We start from the raw sequence: 15,417 nt of genomic DNA, 5'->3' as shown, positions 1-15,417 counted from the left end.
CCTCGGCGTGCGGCACCACAGCCCCGCCTGCGCCCGGCTGGTCGCCGACACCATTCACTCCGTACGGCCCGCGTACGTGCTGGTCGAAGGCCCGGCGGACATGAACCACCGGATGGACGAGCTCCTGCTGGGCCATGAGCTGCCGATCGCGGTCTACACCAGCTACCGGGACCCGGGACGACGGCACGGCTCATGGACGCCGCTGTGCGACTACTCCCCGGAGTGGGCGGCGCTGACCGCGGGCCGTGAGGTCGGCTCCGAGCTGCGTTTCATCGACCTGCCCGCCTGGCATCCGGCGCTGGCCGAGGTCCGCAACCGTTACGCCGACGCCGAGGCCCGCTACAGCGAGGTGACCAGACGGCTGTGCCGTACCTTCGCCGTGGACAACGCGGACGCGTTGTGGGACCACCTGTTCGAGATCGAGCCGGCCGACGGGCTGGCCGAGCGGCTGGCCACCTACTTCGACCTGGTGCGCGGCGACACGCAGGCCGGGCCGGACGACCTGGCCCGCGAGGCGTACATGGCGCAGTGGATCCGCGCCGCCGTCGCCGACGCGGGCGACAGGCCGGTGGTCGTGGTCACGGGCGGCTTCCACCGCCCCGCCTTGATCCGGCTGGCCGAGCAGGGTGACCGCAGCCGGCCGGAGGTGCCGCGGCCGCCCGCGGACGCGGTCGTCGGCAGTTACCTGGTGCCGTACTCGTTCCGGCGGCTGGACGCCTTCGACGGCTACCAGTCGGGTATGCCGTCGCCGGGCTACTACCAGCACCTGTGGGAGTCCGGTCCCGCCGCCGCCGCGCGTGGGCTCACCGAGGCGGTGACGGCCCGGCTGCGCGCCCGGCGCCAGCCGGTGTCGACCGCGGACCTGATCGCCGCCCGGGCCACCGCGGAGGGGATCGCGCTGATGCGCGGTCATCCGCATCCGGCCCGGGTCGATGTGCTGGACGGCCTGGCCGGCGCGCTGGTCAGCGAGGCGATCGAGACCCCGCTGCCCTGGGCGACCCGTGGCCCGCTGCAGGCCGGCCACCATCCGGTGATCGTCGAGATGATCGCGGCCCTCAGCGGTGACCGGGTGGGCCGCCTGCATCACTCGACCCCGTTACCACCGCTGGTCCACGCGGTTCTCGGGGTACTGGGCGGCCCGGGTGAGGAACGGCTCGACCTCGGCAGGGAAGCCGACCGCGAGCGCAGCCGGCTGCTGCACCGGCTGCGGGTGCTGGGGATCCCGGGCGTGACGCGCACCTCGGGACCCCACCCGGCAGGCGGCACGGAGCTGGTCGAGCGATGGACGCTGACCGAGTCCGACGACCGGCTGCCCGCTCTGATCGAGGCCGGCGGGTACGGCGTGGACCCGCAGGAGGCGGCGGCTGCCGCCCTCGCCGAACGGATCACGGGCGCGGACCTGGACCAGCTGGCCGACGTTCTGTTCGACACGGCGCTGTGCGGCATCGGCGAACTGACCGGACAGGTGCTGGACGACCTGGCGCGGGCTGTCGGCGCGACGGCCGACCTGGCATCGCTGGGCCGCACCCTCACCGTCGCCCTGGCGATGTGGCGCCACGACGACCTGTTCCGCACCAGCGGCAGCACCACCTTGGGCGCGGTCGTCCAGGCCGCCACGCGCCGGGCGCTGTGGCTGGCCGAAGGCGTGCGCGGCGGCCCCGCACCGGCCGACCTCCAGCGCATCAACGCCATGACCGCCGTCCGTGACGCCCTCAGGCACGCCGGCCCGTCGCTCGGGCTGGACACGCACGCGGCGCTGGGCGTCGCCGACCGGGTCGCCGCCGCCCGCGAGGCGCCACCCGACCTGCGCGGAGCGTCGTTGGGTCTGGGCTGGTCACTGCGTGGCACGGCTGCCGCGGACCCCGCGCGGGCGGTGCGCGGCGCGTTCGTCCCGGCGTCGGCCGGGGACTGGCTGGCCGGGTTGTTCGCGCTCGCCCGCCAGGAGGTGCTGCACACCGCCGGCCTGCTGGAGCTGCTCGACGAGCTGGTCGGAGGGATGACCGACGACGACTTCCTGGTGGCCCTGCCCGCGCTGCGCCAGGCGTTCGGCTTCTTCCCGCCCCGCGAACGGCACCTCATCGCCACTCGCCTGGTCGAGCGGCGCGCCGGCGGCGCGTCCGGATGGGACCTGATGCGGCTGGACGCGGCGCCGGAGCTGGTGGCCGCCGGTATGGCACTGGACGAGCGGGTCGAGGCGGCACTGCGCCGGGAAGGACTGATCACCCCATGACCGACCCCACCCTGGAACGGTGGCGACTGCTGCTCGGCGAGCCCGGCGGCGCATGCCTCGGCGGGCGGCAACTCGACGCACGGGCCGCCGCCCGTGACGCCGCGCTGGACTGGCTCTACGGCCGCGACGACGACCTGCGCCGGCGTGGCGTACGGCAAGGCGGGACGGGCCCGTCGACGCTGACGACCTTCGACTGGCTCGACGACATCGCCCGGCTGTTCCCCAAGGAGACCGTCGAACGACTGCAACGTGACGCGGTCGAGCGTTACGAGATCCATGACGTGGTGACCGACCCGGCCGTGCTGGCGCGCATCGAACCCAATCCCGCGCTGCTCAAGGCGGTGCTGCGGACCAAGCACCTGATGAACCCGCAGGTGCTGCGGCTTGCCAGGCGGATCGTGGAGCAGGTCGTACGGCAGCTGATGGAGAAGCTCGCCACCGAGGTCCGGAGCGCGTTCTCCGGCACCAAGGTGCGACGGTCCGGCGGGATGCGGCTGGCCCGCAACTTCGACATGGCCAAGACCCTGCGCGCCAACCTCGGCCGCTACCAGCCCGAGACCGGCAAGGTGGTGATCGAGACCCCGTTCTTCTTCTCCCGCACCCGCCGCCACCTGGAGCAGTGGCAGGTGATCCTGCTCGTCGACCAGTCCGGGTCGATGGTCGACTCGGTGATCCACTCGGCGGTCACCGCGGCCTGCCTGTGGGGGCTGCCCGGTGTACGCACCCACCTGGTCGCCTTCGACACCGAAGTGGTGGACCTGACCGCCGACGTCGACGACCCGGTGGAGTTGCTGATGAAGGTCCAGCTCGGCGGCGGCACCGACATCGCCCGCGCGGCGGCGTACGGCGCGGGCCTGGTGGACCGGCCGCGCCGGGCGATCGTCGTGCTGATCTCCGACTTCTACGAGGGCGGCGATCCGCACCGGCTGGTGCGCGTCGTGCGCGACCTGGTGGCCCAGGGCAGCAAGGTGCTGGGCCTGGCCGCCCTCGACGAGCAGGCCAATCCCGCCTACGACCGGGAGCTGGCGCAGCGCCTGGCCGACGCCGGAGCCTATGTGGGCGCGATGACACCCGGCGAGCTGGCGACCTTCGTGGCGGAGCACGTGGGCCGATGAGGACGGATCTCCTCGGGCTCACGGCGGACTCCCTCGCCGCGCTCACCAACCGCGGCCTGGTCAAACGTGCCGGCAAGGAGGCCGCGCCGGAGCTCCGGACCGACGCTGACGGCACCGTGCACGGCAGCTTCCCCGACGGCGTGGCCGCGGCCCTGCCTCCCGGCGGCCTCGACGTGGCCCGCTGCACCTGCGGCGCCACCGGCGTCTGCCGGCACGTCGTCGGGGTGGTCCTGGCCTACCAACGGCTGCCCGCTGAGCCTGCCCCGGAGCCCCTGCCCTGGTCACCGGGGCAGGTGACCGACGACGAGCTCACCGCCAGGATCGGTGCCCGCCTGATGGCCGCCGCTCGCCGCACGGAGCGAGCCGGATTCACCGCGCGGGTCCGCCGCGCCACCTCCGCCGATCCGGTGCCGCAGGTCGAGCTGCCCGCCGCGACCGTGCGCTTCCTGGTCCCCGGCGACCTCGGGTTCGTCCACACCGACGCCGTCGCCGGCAGCCGCGACGACGTCGTCGCCCTGGCGGTGTGGGCGTTCCGGGCCGCCGACGAGCTGCACCCCGGCGTCCCCGAGGTGCGCGTCGACGTCGGCGGCGAGGCCGGCGCCGGTGCCGGTTCCGGGCTGGAGCCGGCCCTGGCGCTGGCCGGCACGGTCCTGCGTGAGGGCGCGGCGCATCTCGGTCAGGGCCTTGAGGCCACCATCGCCGACGTGCGGCGCCGGCTGGACGCCGCCGGGTCGCGCTGGCCGCTGCTGGCCGTCGGCGACCTCGCCGAGCAACTGGCCGCCTACCACGACCGGAGCGCCCACTACCGTCCCGAGCTGCTCGCGAGCCACGTCGCCGAGCTGCACGCCCGGCACCGGGCGGTGACGCGGCCGGACGCCACCCTGCGCAGCAGCGTGCTCGGCACCGCCGAGGCCGCCGAGACCCCGTTGCGCCGGGCCCGGCTGGAGAGCCTGGGCTGCCGGATCCGCAGTCTGGGCGACCAGCGGATCGCCGAGGTCTACCTGGCCCACGGCGACAGTGGCATGGTGCTGGTCCTCCGCCGCCAGTGGGACGGCGACGACGACGGGGTGGCGCCGGCCCGGCGGCGGATCGCCGGCTCCACGCTGGCCGCGCTGGCCACCGGCAACCTGGTCACGGAGTCCGCCGTCCGCAGCGCCAGCCGTACGGTGCGGCTGGCCACCGGCCGGATCTCCAGGACGACGGTCAGCCCGTCACGGGGCGACTGGGATGAGCTGCCGCCGTCTCTGCTGGTGACCGACTTCGCCGCGCTCAGCCGTGAACTCGACGCCCTCACGCTCTGGCCCATCCGCCCGAGGGTGGAGGCCGAGCTGGTCCGGGCCGTCGCCGTCGCGCGGGTGGAGACCGTCACCTACGCCCCCGGAGACCAGCGCCTCGACGCTGTCATCGTCGACCGGGCGGGTAACACCGCCACGGTGCGGGCCGTTCACACCGGCGCCGCTCCCGGACGCCTCGACTCGCTGGCCGCCGTGCTCGCCGGTGAGGAGGGCGAGCTGCGTTTCGTCAGCGGCGTGGTCGGGCGGACCGCGGGCGGTGTCGTCATCGAACCGGTCGGTCTGGCGGTCGGCGGACGCGTCGTCGTCCCCGACCTGCAGCCTGCCGGCCCAAGCGGCAGGCTCGTGGCCGCCGCGGACGTCCGGCACGAACCGCTGACCGCGGCCCTGGTCGACACCCTGGGACTGCTCGCCGAAGTGACCCATCACGGCTTGTCCCACCTGCCGCCGACCTACGACGACCGGCTCGCCGCCGCGGCGCAGCGGTTGACCGTGCTCGGGCTGCACCGCATCGCCCAGGCCGTCACGGCCTTCGCGGCGACGCGCACCCGCGACTCCGACGAGGCGGTCGAGCAGGCCTGGATCGACGCTTACCTGCGCCTGGAGGTGGCCCTGGACCTGACCTGACCTGACCTCGTACCTGGTGCGTCCCTGCCCGGAGGGTCAGACGCGCACCACCGCGGTGCGGGCGTGGCCGCGGCTGCCGCCGACCTTCACCTTGACCGCCTTCCTGGCCTTGCGGACGCCGCGGTCGCCTTCCTTGACCGATCTCACCGGCCAGGGCAGCGTGATCTTCACCTCGTCGGCGGTCCTCGACGGGTCGGAGACCGCGAGCCGTACCCGCTTGTGGTCGCGGCGGATCAGCAGCGTGCAGGGGCCGTCGGCGGCGAGCGGCCCGTCCGCGGTCTCGACGGTCCCCGCGCGCCAGAAGACGGCGGCGAGCACGTCGTCGCGGGAGATGGCCTGCACCGCTCCGGAGTTGGCGAGGATCTCGACCCGCCCGCGGTAAGCCGCGGTCTGCGCGATGGAGGCGTCGGGCAGTACGGCATAGGCGTAGCGCGCCTTGTGCGGATCGACGCCGTGGTCGACGAGGATCGTCGTGTAGTGCCTGGTGACGGGGGTCTTGTCGCCTCCGGTGGTGGCGCCCTGGTCGATGTCCCGCCAGCGGCCGGTGCGCTTCTCGCGGACCACCTTCGCCTCGACGCCGTCGAGCAGCGCGTAGCCGGCCGTACCCGACAGGTGGACCCAGCCGTCGCCCCGGGTCAGTGGCGGATGCCCGTCGTGGGTGTTGCGGTTCTCCACGACGGTCTCGATGCGGCGGCCGTCGGAGGCGGAGATGCCGGTGCCGAGGGCGATCACCGCGTCGTCGAGGAGGAACCACGCCTTCTTGGCCCGCAGCGAGGAGCCGTCGGCGATCAGCTTCATGGCCGCCACGCCGTACTCGCCGTCAAGCGCCACGCCGCCCGCCCACGGGGTGGGCGGCAGGCGACGCTTGCCGTGCGTGAGAGCGGCGCGCCTGCGGGTGTCGACCGTCGTGCCCGGCAGCCGGTACGGGTCGATCGTGGGCCACAGGTCGTCGTTCCAGTGGGTGAGGTCGCCGGTGTAGAGGTAGGTCATGCCGTCGCCGGTGTACCAGCCGTGCAGGTTCTCCTGGTTCATGGCCTCGGCCGCGCCGATGCGCTCCGAGCTCATCGCGATCGCGTAGGCCCAGGTGGGGCGGCGGTGCACCACCCGGTCCATGTCGGCGAAGACGTACGTGCCCGTCGTACGCGGGCCGACCGGCACCGACGGGTCCTCCAGCAGGGCGTTGGCCCGTGCGACGCTCGCCAGCGGCGCGAGCGTGTCGTAGGGGAAGGCCTGGTTGCGGGTGAGCCAGCCCTTCACCAGCGGTCGCCAGCGCCGCGCATAGCGCTCCGGCGCCGCCTCCAGCAGGGTGAGGACGGCCTCGACCGCCTTCTGCCCCGAATGGTAGTCGCGGTGGCCCTGCACCGAGATCTGCCGGCCGCGTACGCAGTCCATCATCAGCCCGTCGAAGATGAACGGCGCGAACGAGCGGTCCACGATGTCGTAGACGTTCCCGATGCCGGTGATCTCCCACGGTGACCTCGCGAGCATGGCGATGAGCTTGGCCACGCTCTCCAGGTAGTCCACGCCGTAGCTGCCGGTGTAGGGGTACACGTCGTGCTGGATGAACGACCCGTCACGGTAGAAGCCGTCGCCTGGTCCCGCGGTCGGCCGCAACAGGTCGGAGACCGCGTCCCCGGCCCGCGTGATGAGGCGCGCGTCGTGGGTGAGCAATCCGCGCATCGCCACCGCCATGGCCTTGCCCGCCCGGTTGGCGCCGGTCTCGACGACGCCGGGGTGGCTGACGCGGCGCTCCGGGTCCGGGCACCAGCGGCGCAAGGGGCGCAGCCAGCGCTCCAGGCGGTCCTTGGGCAGGCCGTCGTACAGCAGGGCGCAGGCCTCGGTCAGCGAGCGGGGGACGCCGATCTCCCACCAGTACCAGTTGCTGCCCCGCCGGTCGAGCCCCTCGTGGTAGGCGTGCTCGTACAGGAAGTCCAGCGCGCTGACCGCGGTCTCGGCGACCTGCCTGTCCCCGTGCATGGCGGTGCCCGGCGTGGCCCAGCCCAGCGCCAGTGTGCGCATGCGGTTGTAGGAGCGGTTGAAGTTGCCCGTCCGGGGGTCGTCGAGCGGCAGGTCGGGCCACAGGCTCGGGCGACCGGGGACGGGCCGCAGCTTGCGCAGCACCGCGTTGGCCGACCCCTCGATCGCCTGGGTCTTGTCGGTGTAGGCCGAGTCGTACGATCCACCGGCCAGCAGGCTCACCCACCGCTCACGCGCGGCGTCGAACGCGGCGGCGTTGACGGCGGTGGTGTTGAACGCGGCGGTGCCGGATGCGGTGGTGCCGACCGCCTCGGCCGGTCTGTCCCACAGAGCGAGGCCGGCCACGGCCGCGGTGCCCAGCAGGGCGGACCGCCGGCTGAGGGGGTGGGGCATGGCGGCCTTTCCGACGATCGTGCAGATATCACTTGAAAGGATCATATGTCGACAGGCGGGGTGTCCATTTCGGCTTCGGCGAGGACGTCCTCCGCCCCTGAGCCTGATCGGTGAGGTTCACGATGCGGCTGCGGGACCGCGTAGGTTGATCAGATGTCCGTTGCCCGCCGTGGTGTCCTGCTGGGTGTGGCGGCCTACGTCCTGTGGGGTCTGTCCGCCCTCTACTGGCCGCTGGTGGAGCCCACCGGCTCACTTGAGGTCCTGGCCCTGCGCGTGCTGTGGTCGCCGGTGGCGATCGCCCTGCTGGTGCTCGCGACGGGCCGCCGCCGTCAGGTGGCCGCGCTCCTGCGCCGCCCGCGCGACCTGCTCCTGCTCGCCCTGGCCGGCGCGCTGACCTCGATCAACTGGGCCCTGTTCATCTGGGCCACGATGAACGGGCACGTCGTCGACGCCTCGCTCGGCTACTTCATCACGCCGCTGGTCAGCGTCACGCTGGGGGTGGCGGTCTTCGGCGAGCGGCTGAGCCTCCGCCAGTGGACGGCCATCGGGCTGGGTGCCGCCGCCGTGCTCGTCCTCACGATCGGGTACGGCGGCCCGCCGTGGATCGCGGTCGGCCTGGCGGTCACCTTCGGCGGCTACGGCATGATCAAGAAGCGGGTGGGCGCCGGGGCCGTCGAGGGGCTGATGGTGGAGACGGCCGTGGTGTTCCCGCTGGCCCTGGTGTACACGGTGTGGCTGCAGGCGACCGGCCAGGCCACGTTCGGGCACGTGTCGGCGGTCAACACCCTGCTCGGCATCGGCGCCGGCTTCGTCATGATGGCGCCGATGCTGCTGTTCAGCGCCGCCGCCACGAAGATCCCGCTCAGCCTGACCGGCATGCTGCAGTACATCGAGCCCATCGTGCAGTTCCTGGTCGGTCTGCTGGTCTTCAAGGAGTCGATGCCGGGCAGCCGGTGGGCGGCGTTCGGGCTGCTCTGGGCCGCTCTGGCGGTGCTGACCGCCGGCGGCCTCAGGCGACGGGACCGGCGGTCGGACGCGGCTCGTCGTCCAGCTCGACCGCGCTCCGCTCGATCATCTCGAACTGGCGCATCAGGCGTTCCAGATCCGGAGGCGAGACCGTGAACGTGTCGTGCACCGCCTCGCCCGCCGCCGTGTAGCTGAGCTCGTGCCCGCACGCCCCGTCCCACAGCCCGGTGATGACGCGCATCGGCGGGGGCAGGCGGTCCACCTGAACGCGGCGCACCTGGACCCCGGCCGCCAGCTGCTCGCGGGCCAGCGCGTCGAGGTCGTCCGTCCACTCGTGGTAGATGAACACCCGTCGGATCTTCACACCGCGCGCCAGCGCGTCCAGCTGGGCCCGCCAGTACTGCCTGCCGACCGGCTGGCGCCACCACGTGAGGTCGACGGCGGGGACGCTGGTGACGCAGATGTGCTCGCGTGCCTGCGCGATGAGGCGCAGGAAGACCTCGTTGTCGCCGTACGGCGCGCGGAAGTGGCCGCGTTCGAGGTCGGCGAGGGTGCGCAGGCACTCCTCGAAGGCGGCACGGCAGGCGTCCTCGGCGGGCGTCCCCTTGTAGTCGCGCTCGACGTGCTTGGCCGCTCGCAGCATCGGCTCCATGAGGTCGGTCATCCACGGAATCCTGTCGATCGTGGAGACCATCTGGCCGACTCTGGTCTCGTGCTCGACCCGGCGCCTGTCCTGGATCAGCGACTGGATCTGCAGGGTGATGACGCCGCCGATGAGCCCGGCGACGGTGCCGAGCGCCTGCGCGGTGTCCTCGCGGACGTAGAAGATCACGCCGAGCAGCACGGACAGGCCCGTGCCGACGATCAGGACGGGGTCGACGGCGAACGGCGACTTCGGGTGGGGCCTCTTCACCAGGACTCCCGGGGGCACAGGCGGGGGGACGAACCAGCATAGTCGATCTTGTCTGTCACCGATCGCCGATTTCGGGCTCGATCATCTGAAGGGGATGTTGAGCCAAGGGCTGTTCGGGTCGCTCGTCAGGATTCTGTGTGCGTCGAGCATCTGCCCGTACCAGTCGCCGAACTCCTCCTCGTCGAAATGGAGGCAACGGCCCAGCACGTAGGCGGCCGAGAACTCTTCCCATGATCGGTAGTTGATCCGGCTGAGCCTTCCGGCGCGGAGAACGGCCCGTTCGGCCTCCGCCAGGTCGCAGTAGCGGGCGCCGAGTCCCCACCGGGCCATCTTGGAAGCCCGTCCGTAGTCCCATGCCTCCACCGTGTGGACGAATCTGCCCTCGGCGAGGAGGCCGTCTGCACGAAATCGCGCCTCGTATCGGATGATCCGCCCGATGAGCCGTTGCGCTCCGGCGACCTGGGCCTCCGTCTCGGAGTCGCTCATGGTGACCCCGCCGGGGGCGGTGTCCTTCTCCGCGGTGCTGTTCCGTATGACGCGCGTGGTCGCCTGGCGCCAGTGATCCACCTCGACCATGCCACCGAAGTCGCGGGCGAGAACACTGCGTACCCGCAGGACCAGCCCCCAGAACGGGCTGCTCATCCGGCCGTTGAGAAGGTCCTCCTGGACCGGCAGCCACTCCTCGCGGCTGGTGATGTCCCACCACTCCTTGAGGCGTTTCCGCTCGCGGACGTAGCCGGTGCCGTGCCAGCCCATCGCGTTCCAGAGTGAGGCGTTGCTCACGCAGAGAAGAGCCCCGCAGGCGAGGCCGTGAGCGACCGGGCCGTGCAGCGGGCCTCCGGTCCATAGCGTGCGCAGCTCGTTTCGGCGAGGGTGGGGCATCCGGTCGGCGTGCCGGCGCCACGTCAGCCGATGGGCGGCGGTCGCGGGGAAGAACGCTTCGCAGGGGCTGCCGGGGTTGACGGCCAGCCACTCGTCGTCCTGGGGCCAGTTCCGGGCCAGCTCGCCCAGGTCGTCCTGGAAGAAGACCGGGTCGGGCGCGGGTGCCGGGAGCATCCCGTCGGTGAGGAAGGCAAGGGCCTTGACGCCGGGCCGCGGGCCCCAGGACGTGGGGGTGTAGCTGACCCAGCCGGGTTGGGCATCGGCCCTGGCGCGCGACATCGGGTGATAGAGGTTCGCGGTGGCGAGGACGTCGAAGTACGCAGCCCAGTCGCCCCGCATCTTGGCTTCGTACAAACCCCGTTCGATGTCGGTGGGGGCTTGCCACGCGGGGGCGGGAGATCCCGCTCTCCCGTCGCCGGGCGCGCCCGGTCTCCCCATGAGGTCAGGGCTCATCCCTTCCCACGCCCCCATGCCGCAATACCTTACAACTGCCGGGACCGCCGCTCCGCCTCGCCGCCGGTGTGGGCATCGCGGTCGTCTCCGATTTCCGGTGAGTGCTGAAAGTTTCAGTTCTGTCGGCGTGTTCGCCCAGCTCGCGCGGGCCCCTGCTTGACCGGCCGGCGCTCTGCGGAGAGGTTCGTTCTCGCGAACCTTTCCGATCGAGGGGGTCCGATGAGTCACGCTCGTCGCCGGTTGCTCGCCCTCCTGCTTCCCGGTCTCCTGGTCGCGCTGGGCGGCCTGGTGCCCTTGACGCAACAGCCCGCCGGCGCGGCCGGCGACCCGCCCGGCCCCGTGACGGGTAACGCCACCTACTTCGACGGACTCGGCGTGCCGTACGGCGGCTGCGGAGTGCCGCAGGCGAATCTCGACTCACCGGACTTCGTGGCGCTCAACGTCTACAACACGCCCGGCGACTACAGCTTCTACCCGCGGCCGTTGACGGGGGCGAACCTCAGCAAGGCCGGGTTGTGGAACAACGGGCTGAACTGCGGCCGCTACGTGCAGGCGGAGATCGGCGACCTCTGCACCGGCACCAACGACGGCGCGCCGAACCAGCCGTTCTGCCGCAACGGCTCCTGGGTCTCCGACGCCTACAAGGGCGCGAAGCTCACCATGCTGGTCGCCGACAGTTGCGGCGACTCCAACGCCTGGTGCCGCGACGATCCCTACCACCTGGACCTGGCCAAGGACTCGCTCAACCGGTTCGTGAAGAACGGCGCCACGGTCGGGGACATGTATCCCGGCCATTGGAACAACCGGCGCGTCACCTGGTCGTTCGTCCCCGCGCCGAACTACAGCGGCGACATCGGCATCGGGTTCCTGCGGTCCGCCCAGGTGTGGTGGCCCGCCATCTCCGTCTCGCACCTGGCCAACGGCATTCACGGCGTCGAGTACTTCGCCGACGGAGCGTGGCGGACGGCTCAGATGAACGGCGACATGGGCCAGTCGTACGTCATCGGCGGGACCACGTCGGGGGCGAGCCGGTTCCAGATCCGGGTGCGGGACGTCACGGACACGCTGATCAACGGCGGACGCGTGTACAGCTTCGCGCTTCCGCCGGCCTGCGACCCACAGTGCGGCACGCCGTACACCAAGGTCGGCTACACCACCTCGGACGGCCCGACCTCCACGCCCACCCCCACACCCACGCCCACCGCCACTCCGACCCCCACGACCACCGGCGGCACCGGCGGCTCCTGCGGCGTGGACTACCAGGTCGCCAACGCCTGGCAGGGCGGCTTCACGGCCAACGGCACCGTGCGGAACACGGGGACCACGACCTTGAACAACTGGACGGTCACGTGGACCATGCCGGCCGGCGTGACCCTGACCAACGCCTGGAGCTCCACCATCACGTCGTCGGGTACCACCTGGACGGTCAAGGCGCCGAGCTGGGCCGCGAGCCTGGCGCCGGGCGCGTCGGCCACCTTCGGCTTCCAGGCCGACGGGCCGTCCACGCCCGGCCCGGCCGGCATCACCTGCTTCTGAGGAACGACGTCGGCCTGCTAAGGAACGACGTCGGCCAGGGGAGTGGCGGCGTGCCCGGTCAGACGCGGGACGTCGTCGCTCACGCCGTCCAGTTGCCCGGCCGCGATGGCGGTGTAGGTCGACACCCACGCGTCGACCTGCCAGTCAGGCGCGCCGTAGGAGGCGCGCGACCGGTAGGCGTCCTCCACGGTCTCCGGTTGGTAGGTGATCGAGCGGCCGGTGGTCTCCGACAGGATCGCGGCGATCTCCGCCATGGACAGCGACCGCGGGCCCGTCATGTCGTACGTGCGGCCCTCGTGCCCGGTGGCGTTCAGCAGCACCTGGGTGGCGGCGTCGGCGATGTCGTCCTGGGCCACGACCGCGGCCCGGCCCTCGCCCGCCGGGCCGCGGATGACGCCGTCCTGGCCCACGAGCGCGGGCATGAAGTCGGCGTAGAGGTTGTCGCGCAGGAAGGTGAAGGACAGGCCGCTGTCACGGATGTGCTCCTCGGTCGCCCAGTGATCACGGGCGAGGGTGAAGACGGCGTCCGGCGCGGCGCCGAAGAAGGACAGGTACACCACGTGCCGTACCCCGGCTTCCGCGGCGGCGTCCACGAACGACAGGTGCCGGCTCAGGCGGTCCGGCGACTCCGGGGCCGAGATCATGAAGAGCACCTCGATGCCTTCCAGCGCGCGGGCGGCGTCGCGGTCACCGTACGCGCAGCGGGCCGTGGTCGCGCCCGGTAGCTGAGGGGCGCGGTCCGGACGCGGCACCGCCATGCGCTGCGCCGCCCCGGCCGCCGCCACCCTGCGGGCGATCCGGCCGCCGATGCGGCCGGTGGCCCCCGTTATGGCGATCTTCGCGTTGTCGGGGCGGGTCATGGGCGACCTCCTTCGGAGACTGTCCAACCAGTCTTGCAGCCGGCGCCGGGCGCCTCGCGGAGGCGCACATGCCGGTCCCAGCCCCTGCCGTACCGGCTGCACCGTCGTCAGCGCTTGGCGGCGCAGTCGTAGAGGGTGGTGCCGCCCATCATCAGACCGCCGGTCGTCGGGCTGCCCGGCGCGGTGGAGGTGGGACTTCCGCCATACGCGGCGGCGGGGACCTCGGCGCAGTTCTCCTTGATCCATCGCGAGCGGTGCGTGCTCGTCCCGCCCATCATGGCGCCGAAGCCTCCCGCACCGGACCCCAGGACGAAGCGCAGGTGCCCGGAGCTCGTCCAGTCCTTCAGCTGCTGAACGGTCGGAGCGTCGTCCATGCCGCTGAAACCGCCCATGCCGATGACGGTCGCGTCACTGTTCAGGATGAAGGGGGAGGCGGCCATGGAGCCACCCTCGGCGGCGAGCTTGATCCGGGCGGAGCCGGAGTTCTCGACGGCATAGTCGAGGATCTTGCGCTGGTCGGAGGTGAGCTCGGCGCCGCCGCCGGGGAACCCGGGTGGCATGCCACCGTTCCCGCCCGGGAATCCTTCGGGGAGCTTCACGCCTGGCGGGAGCCGCATCCCTTCCGGGAGTTGGAACCCGCCCGGTCCCCGGCCGCCTCCGCCCCCGAGACCGAAGGGCATGGTCGGCGGCCCGGCGGTGGGGTTGGCGCCGCCCATCACCGACGTGGAGCCCGGAACGCTGATCGCCCAGGCCGCGGGCGCCGACAGCACCGCCAGGATCGCGACGCCGAGGGCGGCGGGCAGCAGCCGCCGGCGGCCGGCGGACAGCAGGAGCAGGACGATCGCCGCCACACCGGCCGTGGCCACGGGCCACGCCAGCCAGCCGTTCCAGGACGGGACCCGCTCGATCACGACGTAGGCCCATGCCGCCGTCACCGCGACGGCCCCTGCTCCCAGCGGGAGCGCCCAGCGAGCCCCCGCCCGGTGGGCGCGGGCCAGCGTCGTGGCGAAGCCGGCGGTGACGGCGGCGATCGCGGGAGCCAGCTGCGTGGTGTAGTACGGGTGGAAGATCCCCTGCTGTGTGGCGTACACCAGGCCGCAGATCACCAGCCAGGCTCCCCACAGCACCCATCCGGCCGCGGCGAGCGGCTCACCGGGCATCGTGACCCCGCGCCGGCGCAGTACGGCGACGGCCACGGCCAGCGCCAGCGCCACCCCGCACAGGGGCAGCAGCCAGCTGATCTGCCCGCCGACCTGGTCGTTGAAGAGCCGGCCCGGGCCGGCCGCTCCGCCGAACGAGATGCTGAAGCCGCCCAGGCCGCCGCCGCTCCCGCCGAGAATCCGGCCGAGACCGTTGTAGCCGATGACCAGGTCCCAGGCGCCGCCGTCGGTGCTTCCGCCGATGTACGGGCGGTCGCCGGGCCAGAGCGCGACCATCGCGACCCACCACAGGGAGGACACCGCGAGGACGCCGCCGCCGGCCAGCAGCCTGGCGAGCCGGCCGGGCCAGGGACCGCGCGCGCCGACCAGCCAGGCCGCCGCGAAGGCGGGGATCACCATCCAGGCGGCCAGCATCTTGGTCAGGAAGCCGAGGCCGATCAGGAGCCCGGCGCCGCACAGCCACCGCAGGGCGGCCCGGCCGGACTCCGTCCGCAGGGCCCGGGTCAGCGCGTATGCCGCCGCCACCAGCGTCAGCACCAGCAGGGTGTCGGGGTTGTTGTCACGGTTGATCGCCACCGTGATCGGCGTCAGGGTCAGGACCAGTGCGGCCAGCAGCCCCGCCGCCTCGCCCGCCCACAGGCGTACGGCGCGGTGCAGGAGGAACACCGTGGCCACGCCCTCCGCCACCTGGGGCAGGATCAGCGCCCAGCCGTGCATGCCGAAGATCTTGGTGCTGAGGACCTGCGGCCAGAGCGCCGCCGGCGGCTTGTCGACGGTGATCACCCCCGCCGGGTCGTAGGCGCCGAACAGGAAGTTCGTCCAGCTCTGGCCCATCGACTTCACGGCGGCGGAGTAGTAGCTGTTGCCCCAGCCGAGGGAGCCCAGGGCCCAGCAGTACAGGCCGGTGGCCAGGAGCAGGATCGCCGCCAGCGCGGCCGGAGCCGCCCAGCCCGGAAGCGGACGGTCCGCGGCGCGTGGCGGCGCCGGGAGTTCGGTGGTGTCGGTCATCTGGG

The 15,417-nt window shown here is 72.5% G+C and carries 10 protein-coding genes; 5 read left to right on the top strand and 5 right to left on the bottom strand.

Annotated elements, in window-relative coordinates; genetic code table 11:
- Window positions 1-7: 7 nt before the first annotated feature.
- Genes ACIBG4_RS11585 through ACIBG4_RS11575 form a run of 3 tightly spaced genes read left to right on the top strand, consistent with a single transcriptional unit; the run spans window position 8 to window position 5,264 of the window.
- Complete coding sequence (locus ACIBG4_RS11585) at window positions 8-2,230, top strand: DUF5682 family protein (protein WP_397201748.1); 2,223 nt, start codon at window positions 8-10, stop codon at window positions 2,228-2,230.
- Window positions 2,227-3,345, top strand: a complete 1,119-nt coding sequence (locus ACIBG4_RS11580) for a VWA domain-containing protein (protein ID WP_397201747.1) — start codon at window positions 2,227-2,229, stop codon at window positions 3,343-3,345. Before ACIBG4_RS11585 ends, ACIBG4_RS11580 begins: the two co-directional genes overlap by 4 nt.
- A complete protein-coding gene (locus ACIBG4_RS11575; RefSeq protein ID WP_397201746.1) occupies window positions 3,342-5,264 on the top strand; it encodes a hypothetical protein in 1,923 nt (640 codons plus the stop codon). Before ACIBG4_RS11580 ends, ACIBG4_RS11575 begins: the two co-directional genes overlap by 4 nt.
- A gap of 36 nt (window positions 5,265-5,300) precedes the next feature.
- Here the strand turns inward: ACIBG4_RS11575 and ACIBG4_RS11570 are convergent, their stop codons facing one another.
- A complete protein-coding gene (locus ACIBG4_RS11570) occupies window positions 5,301-7,634 on the bottom strand; it encodes a polysaccharide lyase 8 family protein (RefSeq protein ID WP_397201745.1) in 2,334 nt (777 codons plus the stop codon).
- 153 nt (window positions 7,635-7,787) lie between these two features.
- On the opposite strand from ACIBG4_RS11570, the gene rarD reads away from it, so the two are divergent.
- The gene (gene rarD / locus ACIBG4_RS11565) at window positions 7,788-8,756 is read left to right on the top strand and encodes an EamA family transporter RarD (RefSeq protein WP_397201744.1); all 969 of its coding nucleotides are present in this window, start codon (window positions 7,788-7,790) and stop codon (window positions 8,754-8,756) included.
- Here rarD and ACIBG4_RS11560 read toward each other — a convergent pair.
- Both ACIBG4_RS11560 and ACIBG4_RS11555 read right to left on the bottom strand, forming a co-directional pair.
- Window positions 8,644-9,513, bottom strand: coding sequence for a hypothetical protein (locus ACIBG4_RS11560; protein WP_397201743.1), 870 nt, complete (start codon window positions 9,511-9,513; stop codon window positions 8,644-8,646). The two genes, rarD and ACIBG4_RS11560, sit on opposite strands and share 113 nt — an antisense overlap.
- Before the next feature lie 81 nt (window positions 9,514-9,594).
- Window positions 9,595-10,734 carry a DUF1266 domain-containing protein gene (locus ACIBG4_RS11555; protein ID WP_397201742.1) on the bottom strand — a complete coding sequence of 380 codons (1,140 nt, stop codon included), beginning with the start codon at window positions 10,732-10,734 and terminating at the stop codon, window positions 9,595-9,597.
- A gap of 333 nt (window positions 10,735-11,067) precedes the next feature.
- Here ACIBG4_RS11555 and ACIBG4_RS11550 point away from each other — a divergent pair, with 333 nt between their 5' ends.
- The gene (locus tag ACIBG4_RS11550) at window positions 11,068-12,384 is read left to right on the top strand and encodes a cellulose binding domain-containing protein (RefSeq protein ID WP_397201741.1); all 1,317 of its coding nucleotides are present in this window, start codon (window positions 11,068-11,070) and stop codon (window positions 12,382-12,384) included.
- Between the two features lie 17 nt (window positions 12,385-12,401).
- Here ACIBG4_RS11550 and ACIBG4_RS11545 read toward each other — a convergent pair whose 3' ends face one another.
- A complete protein-coding gene (locus ACIBG4_RS11545; protein ID WP_397201740.1) occupies window positions 12,402-13,244 on the bottom strand; it encodes an SDR family oxidoreductase in 843 nt (280 codons plus the stop codon).
- A gap of 107 nt (window positions 13,245-13,351) precedes the next feature.
- Window positions 13,352-15,412 carry an ArnT family glycosyltransferase gene (locus ACIBG4_RS11540; RefSeq protein ID WP_397201739.1) on the bottom strand — a complete coding sequence of 687 codons (2,061 nt, stop codon included), beginning with the start codon at window positions 15,410-15,412 and terminating at the stop codon, window positions 13,352-13,354.
- Window positions 15,413-15,417 lie beyond the last annotated feature (5 nt).

The organism is Nonomuraea sp. NPDC050383 (genome assembly GCF_044459125.1).
Lineage (GTDB): Bacteria > Actinomycetota > Actinomycetes > Streptosporangiales > Streptosporangiaceae > Nonomuraea.
The sequence above is the reverse complement of the archived record's forward strand: the minus strand, read 5'-3'. Positions and strand labels throughout refer to the sequence as shown.

What these genes read in the sequence shown, in the direction of transcription:
- ACIBG4_RS11580 (WP_397201747.1), top strand. Translation starts at nt 2,227, where the DNA reads ATGACCGACCCCACCCTGGAACGGTGGCGACTGCTGCTCGGCGAGCCC.
- ACIBG4_RS11575 (WP_397201746.1), top strand. Translation starts at nt 3,342, where the DNA reads ATGAGGACGGATCTCCTCGGGCTCACGGCGGACTCCCTCGCCGCGCTC.
- ACIBG4_RS11570 (WP_397201745.1), bottom strand. Translation starts at nt 7,634, where the DNA reads ATGCCCCACCCCCTCAGCCGGCGGTCCGCCCTGCTGGGCACCGCGGCC.
- rarD (WP_397201744.1), top strand. Translation starts at nt 7,788, where the DNA reads ATGTCCGTTGCCCGCCGTGGTGTCCTGCTGGGTGTGGCGGCCTACGTC.
- ACIBG4_RS11555 (WP_397201742.1), bottom strand. Translation starts at nt 10,734, where the DNA reads ATGCGGGGCGACTGGGCTGCGTACTTCGACGTCCTCGCCACCGCGAAC.
- ACIBG4_RS11550 (WP_397201741.1), top strand. Translation starts at nt 11,068, where the DNA reads ATGAGTCACGCTCGTCGCCGGTTGCTCGCCCTCCTGCTTCCCGGTCTC.
- ACIBG4_RS11545 (WP_397201740.1), bottom strand. Translation starts at nt 13,244, where the DNA reads ATGACCCGCCCCGACAACGCGAAGATCGCCATAACGGGGGCCACCGGC.
- ACIBG4_RS11540 (WP_397201739.1), bottom strand. Translation starts at nt 15,412, where the DNA reads ATGACCGACACCACCGAACTCCCGGCGCCGCCACGCGCCGCGGACCGT.